11 protein-coding genes and 3 tRNA genes are annotated in these 19,610 nt (G+C 43.9%); 3 read left to right on the forward strand and 11 right to left on the reverse strand.

The genetic code is table 11. The annotated features are described in order from the left end of the window. The 4 genes from tuf to RDO37_RS04135 form a co-directional block, all read right to left on the reverse strand. Positions 1 to 1,178, reverse strand: a 1,178-nt coding sequence (gene tuf, locus RDO37_RS04120) for an elongation factor Tu (protein WP_308498210.1), incomplete at its 3' end; no start/stop codon positions are given. Between the two features lie 49 nt (positions 1,179 to 1,227). Then, positions 1,228 to 1,302 (reverse strand) — tRNA-Gly (locus tag RDO37_RS04125). 177 nt (positions 1,303 to 1,479) lie between these two features. After that, a tRNA-Tyr gene (locus RDO37_RS04130) sits at positions 1,480 to 1,564 on the reverse strand. A gap of 696 nt (positions 1,565 to 2,260) precedes the next feature. Next, positions 2,261 to 6,883: a hypothetical protein gene (locus RDO37_RS04135; protein WP_308498211.1), complete on the reverse strand. Its 4,623-nt coding sequence runs from the start codon at positions 6,881 to 6,883 to the stop codon at positions 2,261 to 2,263. Positions 6,884 to 7,684: 801 nt separating this feature from the next. Between RDO37_RS04135 and coaA the strand changes: the two genes are divergently transcribed. Beyond that, complete coding sequence (gene coaA, locus RDO37_RS04140) at positions 7,685 to 8,833, forward strand: type I pantothenate kinase (protein ID WP_374045304.1); 1,149 nt, start codon at positions 7,685 to 7,687, stop codon at positions 8,831 to 8,833. A gap of 87 nt (positions 8,834 to 8,920) precedes the next feature. On the opposite strand, the gene RDO37_RS04145 is transcribed toward coaA, so the two are convergent. The 4 genes from RDO37_RS04145 to metA all read right to left on the reverse strand — a co-directional run bounded on the left by RDO37_RS04145 (position 8,921) and on the right by metA (position 13,547). Further along, complete coding sequence (locus RDO37_RS04145; protein WP_027940094.1) at positions 8,921 to 9,889, reverse strand: biotin--[acetyl-CoA-carboxylase] ligase; 969 nt, start codon at positions 9,887 to 9,889, stop codon at positions 8,921 to 8,923. Next, positions 9,874 to 10,869 carry a UDP-N-acetylmuramate dehydrogenase gene (gene murB, locus RDO37_RS04150; protein ID WP_044121986.1) on the reverse strand — a complete coding sequence of 332 codons (996 nt, stop codon included), beginning with the start codon at positions 10,867 to 10,869 and terminating at the stop codon, positions 9,874 to 9,876. The genes RDO37_RS04145 and murB overlap by 16 nt, the downstream gene beginning before the upstream one ends. Before the next feature lie 143 nt (positions 10,870 to 11,012). Further along, complete coding sequence (gene murA / locus RDO37_RS04155) at positions 11,013 to 12,278, reverse strand: UDP-N-acetylglucosamine 1-carboxyvinyltransferase (protein ID WP_308498212.1); 1,266 nt, start codon at positions 12,276 to 12,278, stop codon at positions 11,013 to 11,015. 351 nt (positions 12,279 to 12,629) lie between these two features. After that, entirely contained in the window at positions 12,630 to 13,547 is a 918-nt protein-coding gene (metA, locus tag RDO37_RS04160) for a homoserine O-succinyltransferase (protein ID WP_308498213.1), read from the reverse strand. A 430-nt stretch (positions 13,548 to 13,977) separates the two neighbouring features. On the opposite strand from metA, the gene RDO37_RS04165 reads away from it, so the two are divergent. Then, complete coding sequence (locus RDO37_RS04165) at positions 13,978 to 15,264, forward strand: molybdopterin-binding protein (protein WP_308498214.1); 1,287 nt, start codon at positions 13,978 to 13,980, stop codon at positions 15,262 to 15,264. A 207-nt stretch (positions 15,265 to 15,471) separates the two neighbouring features. On the opposite strand, the gene RDO37_RS04170 is transcribed toward RDO37_RS04165, so the two are convergent. Then, positions 15,472 to 16,545 (reverse strand): glycosyltransferase family 4 protein, encoded by a 1,074-nt coding sequence (locus tag RDO37_RS04170; protein ID WP_308498215.1) that lies wholly within the window; start codon positions 16,543 to 16,545, stop codon positions 15,472 to 15,474. Positions 16,546 to 17,202: 657 nt separating this feature from the next. Beyond that, positions 17,203 to 18,603, reverse strand: a complete 1,401-nt coding sequence (locus RDO37_RS04175) for a hypothetical protein (protein ID WP_273326413.1) — start codon at positions 18,601 to 18,603, stop codon at positions 17,203 to 17,205. 245 nt (positions 18,604 to 18,848) lie between these two features. Here RDO37_RS04175 and RDO37_RS04180 point away from each other — a divergent pair, with 245 nt between their 5' ends. Continuing rightward, positions 18,849 to 19,199 (forward strand): hypothetical protein, encoded by a 351-nt coding sequence (locus RDO37_RS04180; RefSeq protein ID WP_308498216.1) that lies wholly within the window; start codon positions 18,849 to 18,851, stop codon positions 19,197 to 19,199. Between the two features lie 295 nt (positions 19,200 to 19,494). On the opposite strand, the gene RDO37_RS04185 is transcribed toward RDO37_RS04180, so the two are convergent. Further along, a tRNA-Asp gene (locus RDO37_RS04185) sits at positions 19,495 to 19,571 on the reverse strand. Positions 19,572 to 19,610 lie beyond the last annotated feature (39 nt).

The raw sequence follows: 19,610 nt of genomic DNA on the forward strand, positions 1-19,610 counted from the left end.
ATGATGGTTGAAACAACGCCTGCACCTACGGTACGGCCACCCTCACGGATAGCGAAGCGCTCACCAGCAGCCATAGCAACTGGGTGGATCAGGGTAACGGTCATCTTGGTGTTGTCACCTGGCATAACCATCTCTACACCCTCACCTAAGTCGATAGAACCGGTGATGTCAGTGGTGCGGAAGAAGAACTGTGGACGGTAGCCCTTGAAGAATGGGGTGTGACGGCCGCCTTCGTCCTTAGATAATACGTAAACCTCACCGTCGAACTTGGTGTGAGGAGTGATGGTGCCTGGGTGAGCTAATACCTGGCCACGCTCAACGTCTTCACGCTTGGTACCACGGAGCAGAACGCCTACGTTATCACCAGCCTGACCCTGGTCTAATAACTTACGGAACATTTCAACGCCGGTAACAACGGTCTTGGTGGTCTCACGGATACCAACGATTTCAACTTCGTCAGATACGCGAACGATACCACGCTCAACACGACCAGTTACTACGGTACCACGACCAGAAATTGAGAATACGTCCTCAATTGGTAATAAGAATGGGTGGTCGATGTCACGCTTTGGCTCTGGGATGTAAGAATCTAAAGCAGCAGCGAGTTCTAAAACCTTCTCAACCCACTTCTCTTCGCCGTTTAATGCGCCTAAAGCGGAACCACGGATAACTGGGGTGTCATCGCCTGGGAACTTGTACTCAGAGAGTAACTCACGAACGTCCATCTCAACGAGGTCTAATAATTCCTCGTCGTCAACCATGTCGCACTTGTTTAAGAATACGAGGATGTATGGAACGCCTACCTGACGAGCTAACAGGATGTGCTCACGGGTCTGTGGCATTGGGCCGTCGGTAGCAGCACAAACTAAGATAGCGCCGTCCATCTGAGCAGCACCAGTGATCATGTTCTTAACATAGTCAGCGTGGCCTGGGCAGTCTACGTGGGCGTAGTGACGGGTCTCGGTATCGTACTCAACGTGAGAAGAGTTAATGGTAATACCACGTGCCTTCTCTTCTGGAGCATTGTCGATCTGGTCGAATGCGCGAACTTCGCCACCAAACTTCTCAGCTAAAACCTTAGTTAAAGCAGCGGTTAAGGTTGTCTTACCGTGGTCAACGTGACCGATGGTACCTACGTTTACGTGTGGCTTGGAACGGACAAACTTCTCTTTTGCCATTTTGATATTCCTGTCAATCGAGTCGGGGAGATGCTCACAGATTGTGAAATGGAGCGGGCAGCGGGAATCGAACCCGTATCACAAGCTTGGAAGGCTTGGGTAATAACCATTATACGATGCCCGCACTGTAACCTGTGTACTTAACACTAATCCCAAACCATGGTGAATAGGTTTGTAGTTATCGCATACAACACAACAAGCCTAAATTCAGTCTAGCTTGATGATTTTCAGTGCTTTGTGGATTATTGTTTCGACTATCAGAGAGTAAGATAGTGAGCTGTCTGAAAGACATAAGAAAGGATGGTGGAGGGGGACGGATTCGAACCATCGAAGGCAGAGCCGGCAGATTTACAGTCTGATCCCTTTGGCCACTCGGGAACCCCTCCAATTTGCTTTCTTTCGTTGTCGTCAGAAAGCGAGGCCATTATAAGCATCACCCCCAACCTTGGCAAGAGTTTTTTTAAAGTTTTTTTAAGTTTTTTCACACCTAATATTAAAAAGCGCTTATATATCGGTTCTTTTGGCTTAAAAAAAGTTACGATCTTGCCGTGATCTTGTGCTGTTTTCATTGCAGACCAACCATATTACTAAGTAAATTGGCGTCGCTTAAAAGCCATCAGGAGCTGATTAGCGCTAGCTTTCGTGCCATCACACACCTCAAAAATTCTTTGATCTCCCTAATGCAGCCAGACAAATTACTAACAGCAGCTGATAAATGACAGAGTTCACCCAAATAAATTACAGCCTGCCCCCACCAAAACCTCAAGCAAGCTACTTCTTTTGCACTGATCTATAGCACCACAAGATCACGGTAGACACCATCTTGCGCATCAAAAGGCCAAATTAGCTCTTAAATTGCGAGTGATCTTGTGCCCTGTCCTTAATAAAAGTGGTCTCATCTATGTAAGTGTGCAGATATGTATATGATGCTATGTAACTGCATGCGTTGCAGCTTCTAGGTTGTGTTGGCGGCTGGCGGTTATATTTGTAGAACGTATAAACAAACAGCGCCTGAACAAAGTATCCATAAAGATACCTCATGCAGGCGCTGTTAAGCTTATATGTATGAACTCAAGTTGCTTTTACTTGTCGTCCTTACCTTCTTTATCCGAGTCTTTTACGATAAAGAAGCCAGTGTCCTTATGACTAGACTGATTCTTATCGCTCTTCTGACTTGAGAATAAGTTAGTTACAAAAGAGGCAATGCCGCCTTTTGAACTACTAGGCTGCTCATCTTTTCCATCAGATGCGTCTGCCTTATCTAAGATGACAAAACCAGGCTCTTTTGCGTGGTTTTTGTCAGACTCATCAGACTTATCAGCATTTAAGTGAGACTCTTCACTCTTAGCATCATTGCTTGGACTTAGGTCAGTATCGTCTTCATTAGAAGCAACACTACCACTCTTGCCATGATTATTCTTGAGATCTGACTTAAATGTAAGTTTACTAATGGTCTCGTGTTTAAGATCGAAACTCATCTTATCTACAAGAATTCTCTTTAGCGCAGCGTTGACGTAACCATCGGACTCGAGGTTATCGATACACTGGCGATAGTAAGAGGTAAAATCAGCAAAGCGGAAGCTTGATAAAGAGCCAGCACTGCTGAGCGTGTCTTTCACCATCTTGATATGACTATTGACCTTGTTCTCAAGCATGGAGCTAACCATACCTAAGGTACGCTTCTCGTCATCTTTAAGCTTAGTCTTGACCACAAACTGCTTAGCTGGGTCAATCATGACGGCAAAAGGCGCAGTACTTGAGTTAAAAGAACTTGGACTTATAAAGATATTGCTAGAAGTACTCTGCTTATCTTCAAGAACGTCCTCGTCCTTAGAGCCATCCTTATTCTCAAAAGACGCGTCAGCTGACTTATCTACACTGTCCTCTGACTTATCTTCTTGAGCTTCAGACTTCTCTTTGCTAGCTTCACTGTGTTTATCAGTGTCAGCCTTTTCAGATGCAGCCTTATCCGCTTCGGCCTTATCAGCCTGAGCTTTTTCAGATTCAGCCTTATCCGCTTCGGCCTTATCAGCCTCAGCCTTTTCAGATGCAGCCTTATCCGCTTGAGCCTTATCAGACTCAGCCTGTTCAAAAGCAGCTTCTAACATAGCAAGATCTACACGAGATACATCGCTAGGCAGATCTCCTACATCCTTTTCGTCGCTAGATTCATCCTTGGACTGCTCATCTACACTTTTGGTGTCGACAGCCTCTTCAGATGCATCTGTAGATGCATCATTAGATTCGTCGTTAGATGCGCCCTTTGACTGCTCATCTACACTTTTAGTGTCGACAGCATCATCAGATGCTTCTGTAGAGTCATCCTTACCTAGCTCTTCGTCAAGGGAGGATGACTTAGGAGCATCGGCCACAGATTTATCTTCGGATTTATCTTCGGATTTATCTTCGGATTTATCTAGAGCTTTGTCTTCTAACTTTTCTTGTGACTGTGCCTCTAGCTTGTCTTCGCTCTTGTCTTGAGACTTTTCTTGAGCCTCTGCACTAGAGTCACCCTTGGTGATAAGAGTAGATGGACCATCACCCTTTAACTTGAACTCATAAAGCTGCTGCTTTTTGCGCAGTTCTTGAGCATCCATGACGCGACCAGTTGGATCGACGGCTAAAGGAGGCGCGGAGTTCTTAACGATAGAGGTGGTCTCAGTATTGATGACACCATCTTTGCTCTCATTTGAAAGCTTGCTCTTACCTGCAGCTAAAGCGGCACTTAAAACATCCTTTAACTGATCGGCTGCCTTTTGCACAGGGCCACGCTCAGTTGATGAGAGATTTGGCTGTATCTGGGCACCGAAGTTAAAAGAAGTGGATCCAAAATCAAAAGTATTGCTAATACGGCTATCACTCGAAGCACCACTATCCTTCACGATATTAGTGTTCTGAGAAAGTGATGTTTGTACAACTTGAGCATTTGTCCCTTGATTGAGGCGTGCTTGCTCATAAGGATCCATGTGATGCTTTACTTGAAAGTCTTGATCTTCCTTATAGGCTTCAACTTTTAGAGCATCATCCTTAATTGGTTTGATGTCGTTGATATTGCCAGTAACGAAATCAGATAAGTCCTCACCATCAGCGATAAAAGAATTATCTTTGTCGCTAAGCTTAGAGCTCTCTGATGGGCTGAGCTCATCATCAAAGCTATGAGTATCAGCACCAAAGACAGTTACGCCTTGAGTGTTACCACCAAAGAGTGACTGCTTACGCTCACGCTTGTGATAAGACGCCTCTTCAAGTGCATATGCAACCTTAACTACATCTTTAGCTACAGATGCAATCTCGTCAGTTGCAGTACTGGTCTCTTCCTTTTCAGAATCTTCTAAAGCGCCTTTGCCAAAGCTAAAGGCACCGTTTGAACCTAAAGATAACTTCTTAGAGGTAGGTGTGTACTGCTCATTCAGACGCGCTTGCTCTTCTTTTAGCTTGGAGTCAGCGATAGCATTTTCAAACTCTTTACGAGCTTTAGCTATTTCTTTACCTGCTTCATGTAACAGAGGCGCAAGCTTCTCGATCTTGGCAGATGCTTCAGCAAATGCTGCAACATTATCGTTATCACGCTCTGCAGCCATGGTTCTAACTAAAGTGCGCTCTTCACGAGGTAGCGCTTTAGGATTAGAACTATTAATAACTGAAGTTGGCTTAGCATTAATTACTGAGGTTGACTTGGTATTCAAGCCCTCAAAAGCAGCATCAAAACGATTCTTGATACCTTCAATTTCGCTTCTTAAAGCTGCGCCAACATTGGCTATATCAGATGCCTGAGAAACTCTTTGTGCTAAGCTCTTATTAGCAAGCTCACTATCTTGAGTAGATTGCTCTGTCTCTTGATTTGTAGATTGCTTGCTATCAACAAATAAAGCTTTTTTATCGCTGTCTACGCCAGAGATTAAGGCTGAAATAGCTGACCCTTGCGTGGGACGGTCTCCGTCTGAGTCTGATGCATTCTTTTTAGACTCAGAGAGTAGATCGGAAAATGAATTGCCTAACTCAATGCTTGTACGAGCAAAGGCGCGAGCTTTTTCAGTTGGCAGACTTACGAGCAGATCTACATCGTTTTCTCTTAAGTCAGCTGCGACTAAATACTGAGGGCCAACAAAGATGCTCTTTAAGATCAAGCGACGGAGTAGAGCTGGCTCATAACGGCTAATGGAGCTGTTGCTACGAGCGTCGATAATGAGCTTCTCAATATCTTGAGGCTTGAGCTCATCAACAGACTTTTGATTGAGTAAGTCTTCAACTAAAGTACTGATCTGACCAAAGAGTAAGGCTGTGTCTACTACCTTGCTATTTTCAGCACTAACGCGAGCACCAATCTTGCCAGCAAGAGCAATTGGACCAGAGATACTCTCACGAGTAGAACGTGACTCATCCTCATCACCTGAGGCTAAAGCGTTTAAGCAGCTTTGTGCTGCAATACGCTCAGCGTGAGTAGAGGTACGCTCCTGAACTAAGGTAGCCAGCTCAGCGGCCTTGAAATTTTGGGCCTCAGTAGTGCTATCAGATGCAGCCATGCTTGCATCACGACGAGCCTGACGAGCCTCTAGACGGCGAGCGATCACATTGCCCTCTGAACCCTGCATAGCAGAGATAAGCTCGGACATGTTATCGGCTGTACCACGACCAATTCTTGAGAGAATATCCACGCGATCGCCGAGTTTGGCCTGCAGTGATTTTGGCAGGGTGTTCTTATCGGCAGTCTTCTTAGTACCACTTGCTGCAGCTAATGCAGCTGCAACCTTGGCAAAGGAAACGCCTACATCATCATCGCCACTTTCAAACTCATCAGAATAGCTATCATCAGCACCTAACTGCTCAAGATGGCGGAACTCCTCAGGTAAAGGAGGAACAGAACCTAATGCCTTGGAGCTTTCGGATAAAGACTCATCTACAGACTTAGCTGTTGCATCATTATCTTGCTTGAGTGGATTGATGCTCTGGCCATCAGCATTTTGCTTGAGATCCGCAACTGAGTAACCTAAAGCCTTAGCAGTCTTAACTAAGTCACCGGCCTTGAAAATCATGCCAGATAGAGCGGCTCTTTCTGCTGCACTTAATGACTTAGCGCGGCTTAACAGATCGTTCATATCCTCACGCAGCTTTAAGTTAACTGGGAGGCCTTCAACAGATAATTGCTGCTCACCGGAGTTTAAGCACTGCAGCAGATCTAAGATATCAACAGACATGGACATGTTTTCCATGACCTGCTGCTTAAAAAGACCATCTTGCTTAACATCAATTAAAGAAGCACGTAATGCCTCTAAATCGTGATTGCTCTTAGCAAGGGCCTCTTGAGTACGATCCAGCTCCTTTTGCAATTGAGCATTCTGATCTTGCAGTGCTTTGAATGCGTCTTGAACTGCATCAGCAACTCTTTGATCACGCTTAACGATGAAAGCGTTGAGATGCTTGAGTAACTCGAGCTCAATGCCGAGTAGACCTGTATTCATGTTTTCAGGCAAGAAAGGAAGCGCAGAGCGTAACTTAACTTCATGCTCATTAAGAGCATCGATCTCTTTGCCACGCATATAGGCGGTAAAACGCTCGATCATTTGCTCGTACTCATCTTTAGTCATGGTAGGAGCAATGCTTACTAGAGAGTTGTACTCTGAAGTTTTACCTTCCTGATAATCGCGCTTAAGTTGCAAGAACAGCTTATCTAGAATGTCTTGCTGTTCAAAAATACTCTGATTCATGAAGATTCTGCCTGTGATTAGAACGATACCAACAGGTATCTCGTGGACGTATGCCGTCTTAATCCGCAGTCTTTACAGATATACGGTTCTAAAATTCTATTATCGATCCGATCAATGTCACTGTAGTGATCTTGCTTAGCTTAATTCTACTTAAATGCGACGCGATTGCCATTAACGAGCAATGTTATTTTTCAAGCGCCCGCTCACCTTATTCACAAATGATGGTATGAGGTGGCAAATCTTAAGGCTATAAAGCAAGAACAACGATCTTAGGTTATACGCTGATTACCCATAGATCATGAAGTGACTTTCGGAGCAACGATCCATATTACAACGAAAGATTGTACAATCCCCATCCATTTTAATTGAATGTAACGAACAAGTCCTTAATTTAGTCACATAAGTGGCCTATATGAGCAAAAATACCACTCCTATTAGTGCTTAGTCTGCCTATATCGCCATTTCGGAGCACTTTTGGGTCAAATTAACGGACAAGTTTCATAAAAAGCCATGTAACTCGATCTGAGAGATGATCTTTAAAATCCCCACCCGCGCATCCAAGCTTTAATATGATCTTTAAAGTACCTTGATGATCCCTTAAGCTTTCTTATTAGCAAGTTACCCCCTCAAATTGGGGTTAATCAGCTAACTACTTGGGTATATTAAGTGATTTGTCCAAAAAAATTAGGGCTTTTTAGCTGTCAATGCGTTAAGATCTGACAAATCATCTCTTGGTACTGTGGATTACCTAAGAGCATTTTCATTGTTGTATGCACTAAGCACATTCTGTGAGAGGTAATTATGTCAACTGAGCAACCTGAAAATAATGTTGCTTACGAAGCACCCCCGACATCTGAAAGCTTAGAAACAGCTTCAGTCCCTCTTAGCCCATCTAATGATGAGAACGTTGCCAAAGCTGCTCAAGCACAAAGTGACGTAACTGATTCCAAGCCAGATATCATGACCGCCATTAAAGGTCATGAGACTCCTCTTAATCCTCTAAGTGCAGATAATGAAATAATCTCACCTTTCTTTGAGTTCTCTGCGGATACTTGGTCAACCTTTGCTCACAACAAGCGCAAGGTGAAGCTCACTGAAGAAGAGCTGCAAAAGTGCTTAGCTTTCAATGACAAGATCTCACTTGAAGAAGTAGAGCGAATCTACATGCCATTATCACGACTGTTGCACATGTATGTGCGCTCACGTCACGATAGATCTACTGTTATTCAGCAGTTCCTCGGCAAGTCTATAGAAAGCGCTCCTTTCATCATCTCTATTTCTGGTTCAGTTGCATGTGGCAAAACCACTACTGCTAATTTGTTAAAGCATCTGATCTCTATGTGGGATACCAATCCTAAGGTAGATCTCATCACTACTGACGGCTTCTTATTCCCGAACAAGATCTTGCATGAGCGTCATATTGAGGCAAAGAAGGGCTACCCTGTTTCATACGACGTGAAAGCCTTGATGACTTTCTTGCAGCAGCTTAAAAACGGCGAGCCTAACCTCAAGGTACCTGTGTATTCACACCTTTACTACGATGTTATGCCAGGTGAGTACACCATTGTTGATCGCCCTGATATCCTCATCTTAGAGGGTGTTAATGTGCTACAAAACGGAGCTGACTATCCAACCATCCGTAATAAGGTCTTTATCTCTGATTTCATCGACTTCTCTATCTATGTTGATGCTGAGGAAGAGTGCCTCATTAAGTGGTACTTAGATCGTTTCTTAAAGTTACGTGAGAGCACCTTTAATAACCCTAACTCCTACTTCCACAGATACGCAAAATTAGATCTTGAGGATGCTACCCACTTAGCTACCACTATTTGGAGTGCAGTAAACCACGACAACTTAGTGGAGAACATTCTCCCAAGCCGTAACCGTGCTAACCTCATCATGCACAAGGGCAAAAACCACTCTGTGGATAAGGTCTATCTGCGTAAGTAGCATTTACTGCCCACTTCAAGCAAGACCAAGAAAAAAGGCTCCCGATGGGAGCCTTTTTTCTTAAAGCTACAGTGATAGTGCACTTGCTTAGTAGCGGATAAGCGAGATATGGCCAGAGCGTATTGCAGTACATCCTGCATTACTCTCTAAGATGAGCTCACCTAAGCTGTTCACACCTGAGACACGACCAACTACAGTACGATGAGCAGAGATCACCACCTCAACTTGTCGACCTAAAAGTGAGTCGTGGCGATTCCAGCTATCTAAGAACTGAGCTAAGCGGTGCTTACGGAAGCTTGAAGCTGCATACTTAATCTCATTGATGAGGTTAATGCAGATCTCATCACGAGTAAGATTGTAACCAAGCTCTTCTAAATCGGTATATGGACGATCGATGAGCTTATCAATGCTCTCTGAGTGATGTACATTTAAGCCCACACCAACAATAGCGAAGATCTCTTCGCCCTCGCCTTGTACAGACTCAATTAAAATGCCTGCGACCTTCTTGTCGTTAATCACTACATCATTTGGCCACTTGAGCTTCACATCACGAACACCTGCAAACTCTAAGGCATTTACAGTAGCAACGCCTACTGCTAATGAGAAGCCTAACAAGTGCTGATGTGATGGGAACTTAAATGCCATGGACAGCATGATATTAGTACCAATAGAGGTTAACCATTGAGTACCACGTAATGAGCGTCCCTGTGTCTGAATCTCAGCAACTAAAGCATCACCTGAAACAAGCTCATCACGAGCATTCATCAGTTCACCATTAGTTGATGGGGTGACATCTTTTAAGACGAAGCGGCCACGAGTAGATACCTTCTCATGAATGTTCTTGGCATTGATAAGATCGAGCTTTTTGACCAAGACTAAATCTTCGCCGTCTTGATAGAGCAATGGCTCCATCTCATTTACGAGCTCTGCGATCTCTTGGAGAACTTCTACAGTTACCTCTAAACGCTTGCACAGAAGGCGGTAGTTCATACGCAGGTCTTCAGACTGATTGAGACAGCGTAATAAAGGCATTACAAAGCTCAGATTTGATCCCATGCTATTTCTCCGTTCTTACCGTAAAGACGAACTTCAGGTACGAGATCGATTAAAAACTTTTCTTTCACTTCAGCCGTGATGTATTTGGCTAAAGCGGTAATTTCATGTGGCTTAGCGCGACCTAGGTTGACGATAACTAGAGCCTGATTGCCCCAAGTACCCACCTGACCGTGCTTAATGCCGCGACAGCCTGACTTATCAATAAGCCAACCTGCAGCTAACTTATAACTACCGTCTTCTTGTTGCCAACAAGGCATATTAGCGTATTTTGCCTTGAGCTTCTCATAGATCTCAGTAGTTACGTAAGGATTTTTAAAAAAGCTACCAGCATTACCGACATAAGCTGGGTTAGGTAACTTCTCATTACGCAGGGCGATCACACGATCACGTACCTGACGTGGTGACTTAAACTCTACGCTTTGCAATCCTGCATAGTTTTGCTTAGGCTTAAAGCAATCAGGAAGCACAAAGGTTACATGAGTAATGAAGTAGCTTGAAAACTCTGGCTCTTTAAACAGTGAAGTTCTATAGCCAAACTTACACTCATCTTTGCCAAGCACATGTTCAGAACCATCCTTGAGATCTACAGCCTCAATGGACTCGATAAAGTCACCAATTTCAATACCATAGGCACCCACATTCTGAATCGGAGCAGCACCTACAGTACCGGGTATAAGTGAGAGATTCTCAAGGCCACAGATACCTTTGTCAAGCAACTTATCAATGAGTTCATCTAAAATCTCACCGCCACCGGCTCTGACCTTATAGCCATTAGAGCATTTACTAACCTCAATGCCCTTAATGCGATTAATGAGAACAGTGCCGTCAAAGTCTTCGGTAAATAGCACATCAGAGCCACCACCTAAGATGATGTAAGGCCTACTAACGGGCTCTTTGAGATCTTGCTTTGAACAAATCTCGCGGCCATCCTTAGCAAAGACGGTTAGGTTAAATGTGTTATATGCGCTTAGATCAAACATCAGATGGTAGTGTTAGTAAGTCTTTCAAGTCCTAGCATCTAATGATACGTACACTAGATGCTAACTTACGTGCTTTAAAGCTTTATTAAGCTCTCTACTAAAATGAGCTCAAGGCTAAACTTTAAAGATCGCTCATGTCAAAATTATTGACCTGAGATACGCTCAATAGTTCCACCAAGGGCTCTAATCTTACGCTCGATATGCTCATAGCCACGATCCATATGGTAGATACGCTCTACGATGGTAGTACCTTCAGCCACTAAGCCTGCAATCACTAAACTTGCAGAAGCGCGTAAGTCAGTTGCCATGACTTGCGCACCCTTAAGCTGTTCAACACCTTCAATGTGAACGGTATTACCCTGAATAGAGAACTTTGCACCCATGCGCATCAGCTCTGGAACATGCATAAAGCGATTTTCAAAGATGGTCTCAGTAACGGTGCTTGAACCTTTAGCTAAGGCATTTAACACCATGAACTGAGCCTGCATGTCAGTTGGGAAACCTGGATGTGGAGCAGTAATGATGTTAACAGGCAGAATGTCACGATTGCGCATATCAAGGTAGATGCTGTCATCGTGCAGCTCAATTAAAGCGCCCGCATCTTTAAGCTTGGCAATAACAGGATCTAAGGTGGATGGCAGGATGTTCTTACATAACACCTCACCATGGCTTGCCATTGCAGCTACTAGGTAAGTACCTCCCTCAATACGGTCGCACACAATAGAGTGCTCACAAGAATGTAAAGAGCTGACACCCTCAATGACAATCTTAGGGGTACCGTCACCGCTAATATTGGCACCCATTGCACGTAAGAATACAGCTAAGTCAGTAATCTCTGGCTCACGAGCAGCGTTCTCAATAACTGTAGTGCCTTCAGCTAAAGCTGCAGCCATCATCAGGTTTTCAGTACCAGTAACCGATACCTTATCCATCATGATGGTGCCGCCATGCAAACGACCATCCGGAGCCTGAGCACGAATATAGCCATCAGCAAGCTCAAAAGTAGCGCCTAACTCCTTTAAGCCTTTAACATGCAGGTCCACAGGACGAGCACCAATGGCACAACCACCTGGTAGCGATACCTCAGCTGAGCCTAAAAAGGCGGTGAGCGGCCCTAAAGCTAAGATGGAGGCACGCATGGTCTTAACCAGCTCATATGGGGCTACGTTATGAGTAACTTTACCCTTTATGAGATATTCAGATTCACCGAGACGCTCGTAGCTCTTGCCCATGATTGTCAGTAACTTAAGGCAAGTCTGCACGTCACGCAGATCTGGTACGTTCTTAAGTGTGACATCCTCAGAGGTCAACATGGTAGCTAAAAGGATTGGCAGAGCTGCATTCTTTGCTCCGCTGATAGTAACCTCGCCGCGCAGTACCTTACCGCCGGTAATCTGAAATTTATCCAAAACTATTGCCTCGACGCCATGCAATCCTTGCAAGGCCGTAAAAAAGCCTCTGCCCTAGGGGCTGCTTAGAAAACTACTATTGGGTAATTGATTCTTGCCCATCATTGGAACCTTGTATTTTATCAGGCTCAGGCCTGTGTGGCCATGCACCAACAAGGAAAAAATCGCCCGCACCTATGAACAGTGCGCACATGATCCTACAAACACTGCACACTAAGGACTTATGAAGGCTCTAAATTTATTGTGAAGGGTAGAAATCACAAGCGCTGAGGACTTGTTGAGATGGGCTTATAAGACAAGGCATAGATGTACAATTGCCACCTATGCCTTTTATGCGTCTAGGCAGGTAATTTAGTCGCGACGCATGACAAAGTCGTATGGGGTCTCTTGATAGATGTAGTTAACCCAGTTTCTAAAGAGCAGAGCAGCATGTGAGCGCCAGGTACAAATTGGCTCGCCTGATGGATCATCATCAGGGAAATAGTTAACTGGCAGATCTGGAGTTAGTCCAGAGCTTAAATCACGGTAGAACTCATCAGAGAGGGTCTCTGGATCGTATTCAGGGTGACCAGTAACATACAGCTGCTTGCGATCTTTTGAGGTGGCTAAGAATACGCCGGCACGCGCAGACTGAGCGACAATGATAAGGTCAGTCTTATCTTTAAACATCTCCTCAGGGAAATCGATAAAGCGTGAGTGAGGTGCAAAGAAGAAATCATCAAAACCATAAGTAAATGGATTGAGATCATCGATGACCTCATGCTGAAAAACACCCGAGAGCTTCTTAGCACGGTTGAGCATTGGAATATCGTAAAAGTGCTTTAAAGCTGCAGCTACACCCCAGCATGAAAAGAGCGTGGAGGTGACGTGCGTTTTAGTCCAGTCTAGGATGGTTGTAAGCTCATCCCAGAAAGTAACGTCCTCAAACTCGGTTTGATCTAATGGGGCACCAGTGATGATCATACCGTCGTAGTAACGATCTTTAATCTCCTCAAAATCCTTGTAGAAAGTGTCTAAATGAGACTGTGGGGTATTGCGAGAGATATGACGATCAATTCGTAAAAGATCGATATTAATCTGAATTGGTGTACTTGAGAGCTTACGCATGTACTGAATTTCAGTAACAATCTTCTTCGGCATCAGGTTTAGGATGATGATCTCGAGAGGACGGATATCCTGGCTCTCGGCACGATCCTGTGTCATTACAAACACTTTCTCTTGAGCAAGCACATCGGCTGCTGGTAAACCTGTTGGAATATTAATTGGCATGTAAGTCTCCTGATTGTGTCAGTACCTACGTACTTTAAGTGCATTTCTTAATGCACTATAGGGTACCACAGCAATCGCAATTCACTGAATTTCTACCTTAGGCGCATCATTTAAGGGCTTAAAAACAGCCCAAATGGCAGTATTTAAAGCACCTCCTAATTTGATTGAGGCCCCTTGCCATAGGCTCATTAAATCATCTCTTAAGATATATATAACATTGCCTGACAGGATGATGCGCATATTTTGCAGCTATGTAAGCGTACGTGACCTTATTCACAGTGATTGACAAAACATCTTGCGAAACCATAGCTCATCGGAACAAAGTATGATCTTATAGGCTTAGCTGCAAATGGCTTTATACAAAAGCACAAGCAGATGGCTTTTTAAAGCCTTGGCAAGATATTTAGACTGTCTAACTACAGGAGTTCTTGTGCGCATTGAATTGATTTCCACAGGTGATGAAGTTATTACTGGCAATATCGATGACACCAATGCTAGTTATTTATCCCGTGAATTATTTGAATCAGGACTTCAGGTAGATCGTCGTCATACTGCAGGTGACTCGCTTGAAGAACTGATGGCCATGTTTACTGAAATAAGTGAGCGTGAATGTATCGCTATCGAAACTGGCGGTATGGGACCTACTACAGATGATCTCACTACCGAAGCCATTGCAAGAGTAGCTGGCAAATCTCTAGTTCTCAATGAAGAGTGGCACCGCTCCATGTCACAGTGGTTCATTAACCGCAATCGTGTCATGTCGCAAACCAACATTAAGCAAGCCATGCTCCCAGAGGGTTCGATCATGATCGAAAACCCAACTGGCACTGCCTGTGGCTTTATGGTGAAGGTAAATAAAGCCGTCTTTATCTTCCTGCCTGGTGTTCCACGTGAACTTAAGGCAATGTGGGAGGCATCCGTTAAGGAGATAGTACTATCCTTAAGTGAGGACACCGTACCACGTACTCATTTATTCAAACTCTTCTTAATGGGTATTGGTGAGTCAGATCTGATGGAGAAGATTGGCTCGATATCTCTGCCACAGGGTGTCACTATTGGCGATAGAGCTGTCTACCCTCTGTTAGAGCTTAAGATCATCGGCCACAATGCTGCAGATAATGACATGCTTAAGGTGCTTGAGGATGTCATGAAAGTTGTTGAGCCTTACTATGTAAGTAAAGACACCTTTGATCTTATCTCAAACTTAAGACAACAAAAGATCTCGATTGGACCAGTTAACGCCATTGATGGTGTATGCCGTGGCTATTTACTCATTAGCCTGCAAACCCTCTTTAATGACTTTGTAACCTGCTCAGTAATCAACACTGATCTACATGATCCTGAAGCGCTAAAAGAGACTAGCGAGGTACGTGAGCATATGCCGCATAACAACCTCGTCTCTTTAATGCTGCTTAGTGAAAAACGTGCCAAAGAGATTGGTCCTGTAGCTTGCGATCTCATGCAAAGCACTGAGTTTCCATATATCTTTGAGCTAAACTTTGATCTGGAGGTAGAGCAAAACGGCAAATCACGTCGTGTCGGTGCAACCTATCTTATTAGCTCTAAGGACAACATCCGTCACAACGGTACCTATACCCGTAATCGTGATTTTGTATCCTTACTTAGCTGCGTGCTTATCTACAAGACTCTTATGAAAGAGCCTCATGTTGAACCTTTTGATATGCTCGTCTCAAGGGTCAATCACTTCGATGCCTAACCTTGAGCACGATTGCCAGGCCATTTTGCCCAAAAGAGCTAGCTAGACACTTTTCAAGCAATGGCCCTTTCAAAGACAGTTATAAAAAAAGCGCCTTAAGGGCGCTTTTTTTATATCCACATCGTACAGCATTGCACTAGCTTAGTTGCTGTTACATTGCACTAGCTTAATGGTAAGTTAAGCTGCAACTTGAGTTTGAATGGGCAATTAGAGAAGGCCCTTCTTGCGATTGAGGATATTGATATAAATACGGTAGTACTGAGCTGCCATGACACTAGAGCTATGATCAGAGGCAACGTTACGTGCATTATGCACAATACGGTAGTACATATTGCGATCTTCGTACAGGTGCATGATGTAGTTAGCTAAGGCCTTAGAATCACCTGGCTCAATGAGATAACCTGTTTCATCGTGCTTAATGATATCTGGAATTCCGCCTACCTTAGAGGCTACCACAGGCACACCCTGCTCCATAGCATCGAGAATAATACTACCCTTAGCCTCATAGTTAGCTGGATAAGCAAAGACATCAAAGCAAGACATATAGTCGATGTAATTGCGCTTAAATCCCACAAACTTAACAAAAGGCATGTCTTTAGCGTGACGTTGGAGCAAGCCTACATCATCACCGCCACCAACAAAGACCACTACAATCTCTGGGATCTTCTCTTGGAGAATCTTAGCTGCATCGATAAGTACACTCTGACCCTTTTGACGATTGACAAGCGGGCTAATGTTACCGATAACAAAACGATGCTTGAGCGCTTCTTTAAAGTGAGCTGTGACGTTCTCATTTGGCATCAGGCGAGAGGAGCAATCGCCCACCATCATGGCCTCAACACCTAAGTATTCACTTAGGGTGTCCTTGATGATTTCTGATACACCTACAATAGCTGCAGCTGTCTTATAGGCAGTCTTATTCACAAAGCCGTAGATAGAAGGGTCTTCGTCACGCTCAGTAATTACATATGGGGTTCCACGGAGAAGATAGTGGAAGAATGCCCACTGCACGCCATAGAGATCATGGGCATGGATTATAGAGTAACGACCTACTTTGAAGTGGCCCATAAAACGAGGGTCGCTTCCACGAATACGATAGAACTTAAGCCCCTTAACACCCTCAAGGTGGTAAGCAAGAGGGCTATCTTCACGGCAGATCAAAGCTTGCGGCACACCAAGGCTAGCTAACTCTTTGATCAGCAGCTCGATCTGTCGCTCATTACCGCGATAGCCTAAAGCTAAGTTTACATGCGCCACAGCTAACTTGTTTTCGCCGGCCATGAATACATCTCCCGTACTACCTTGATTGCACGTGTTCTACTGTGCGTAACGTGAAAAACGAAAATAAGATCTTCAATGCTGCCACTAAAAGCTCTTATCACGATGATTAACTCATCGATAAGCTCAAATTGGTCGCATAGACAGAGCTCTCATACCCCTAATTATCGTATAGACCACTATCAAATCAACATCAAAGCTAGCAATTTAATTGTGCTAAAGACTTACTTGTTTAATCTAAGTGATAACAATGGTGTCATGAGATGCTTTTTAAAAGAAACCAGCTCGCATTATGAGGTGAGAAACAAGCATTTTAAGTGCAAAGCAAGCAATAGATGCTCGTTTTAGTAAACGTAGAATTACTCAATATTTCATCCACCTCAAAGTTACTAAGTCTAACCAAAAATTCCATACATAACAAATTGACTGTGCAAAATCTCGATGCAGATCGACACTAAATATATGTAAGGGCACACAACGGTGCATAAAGGGGCTTTTGGGATATAAAAAGAGTCCAGTTTTGCCTCCTTAAAGTACCTTCACGGGACATTGGCTTCACACTGAACTCTTGTATGGATATATAGTAACTTAGTGCTCTTAAGCGCTTAGCTATGGCCTACATTAAGTTATAGATGAAACTAGGCTTTAGCTTAACTGTGCTTAGAACAAGCCATTTGGGTCAGTCTTGCTTGATGGGTTAGAGCCAAGTAGGTCAAACATACGCTTGCGCTGATGCATGATGATCTGATTACTATCAATGATATCTGACATGAAGTAATAGAAGATCGAAGTCATGGCAGCAACTGGGTTAGAGCCATTGCGATAGAGAATTACATCCCAAGGCTTAACGTTTGAATGTCCCACTAGCTTGGCACTGATCTCGCGCTCATAGGACAGAATGTTCACCACAAAGCGGTTGTAATCCTGTCTTTGCGGTAAGAATAGCTCATGCTCTTCGTTGTCATTGCGCGAAATGGTCATGATGTAAGAGTCCTTTTGACGTAAGGACATCTCACACTCGTACTCTGCCTTTTGAATCAAATAGAGACTATCTTCAACCTGTGGCAAGGTAGATAAGTAGAAGAAGGCTTCAATCTGATTAGTCTGAGGATCTATACGCTTAATGCAAACAACTGTCTGCATATCCTCAGAAATTTCATCTAAAAGATCATAGTAAGTATCAATACGATCAATGAGAATCTTGGCATTTGAGGTGGCTGCTAATCTAGACTCAAACTGTGCAAGCACTTCACGAGGCAAATGATTTAAAGATAAGAGGTAATCATAGCCATTAAGATTAAGCTGATCGCAGCATAAGAAGAGCAATGGACGAGGGCCTAGGATGAGGCCGTGGTCAAGACCTAAACATGGCAAGTACGCGCCTAAATCAGCGTGGGTAAGTCCATGCAGCTCAGTATTTACACTAAAAGCACCAGCCTTGTTAGCAAGGGAAGGCTGAATCTCACGAAGCTTTGATGGTGGACAGAGCTTAGTTGCAACCTTAGCGCGAGTAAAGAAATTAGTATAGAAGCTCTCGAGCATGTTGTAGTTAACTAAACGCATCACCGAACGACAGTTTGGTACTGAGATACGGTAGCGCGGGTGTAACATGCATGGCAATAAGAGCTGCAGATACTGATTAGCGTAATTAGAGTAGGCAGTGATGTTCTTAAGATCTTTAAGACCGCACATCAGCGCCATGACACAGATAGTAAGTGCTGTATCAAAACGCAGAATATACTCAGACTGATTCTTTAGTGCATAGCTATTAGACACAGCACTAAAAGCACTAAAGACCTTATTGAGATCAGGATTTTGATAGATCTCTGACTGCTTGAGCTTAATAAAAGCATCAACCACGTGCAGAGAGTAGTCCACCATCTCATCTTGATTAGAACCATCAGGCATAGCTAGCTCAGCGAGCTTATCAAAGAGGGAAGGGTACTTCTCTTCTACCTCCTGCAGTGTGCTCTCAATGACGTCATTGCCTAATAGGCTTCGTAAGATAGTGGCGTAAATCTGGTTCACAGTGCCTGCTCCTGTTACAACGGATAACAGCACGTCATCCGTTTCCTTGCAGTCACTTGTCTATCAAGAATAAAGCCAGCTTAACAACAATGTACTAGCTAAAAGCAAGTGACTCTTGCACCATGTATTCTATAGCCTTAGCACCGTTATCACAATCGCACTTACGCAATCTACCTATCTTTGAGCGCATTTAACAGCACCAGGTGCTGTTAAATGCGCTAAATAGCGATAATACCAACCATAAGGACTACCAAACTTTACTATCAGGATATTAGTTGATGCCAAAAGATGGAATTGTACTCAAAGATGAACAGTGCCGCATGATTTTCAATCAAGAGAGCTTTTGTGAGCTGATTAAGCATTTACTAAAATTTTATGTCGGTATTTCTTATGCTGAAGCATCGGCACTAGTAGAGCAATCTCACTTAGCAGAGCCTGTTGCAACCTACATGGAGGCCGCTCTACTCAATCATGAATTTCCTTATTATTGGGCAATGAGTCTGTATTATGGCGACATGTATTGGCTAAAAGGCATACCTGCTCAACCAGATGATCTAGAGGCATATTTTAGGTTAGAAGATGACATCATATGTACATACGATCTCAAAGAGCCTTTTGTGGATGCATAGCTTGTCAATGACACTCTTCATTATGCTTAATCAAAGTTGAGATCTTGTTGGCAAGCTCATTAATGCTGAACCACAAATTTGCGCGATATGAATTTTGTCAGTACGATTTGTGCGGTAACTATCGTTTTGGGCAGGGACTAGAAACGAAAAAACCACCTTAAAGGTGGCTTCAATTGCCTCGAATGATTTGATCTGTTCCGTAGGCTTGAAAGGATGGGTCAATTGAGGTGGTGACTAGCCATTTTGCATGGCCAGAAACGAAAAAACCACCTCAAGGGTGGTTCTTCTAAATAAGTGGCGGAACGGACGGGAATCGAACCCGCGACCTCCTGCGTGACAGGCAGGCATTCTAACCGGCTGAACTACCGCTCCGCAAATTATTAAGCCTGGCGATGACCTACTCTCGCACAA

This window comes from uncultured Anaerobiospirillum sp., from assembly GCF_902485895.1.
Taxonomy (GTDB): domain Bacteria; phylum Pseudomonadota; class Gammaproteobacteria; order Enterobacterales; family Succinivibrionaceae; genus Anaerobiospirillum; species Anaerobiospirillum succiniciproducens.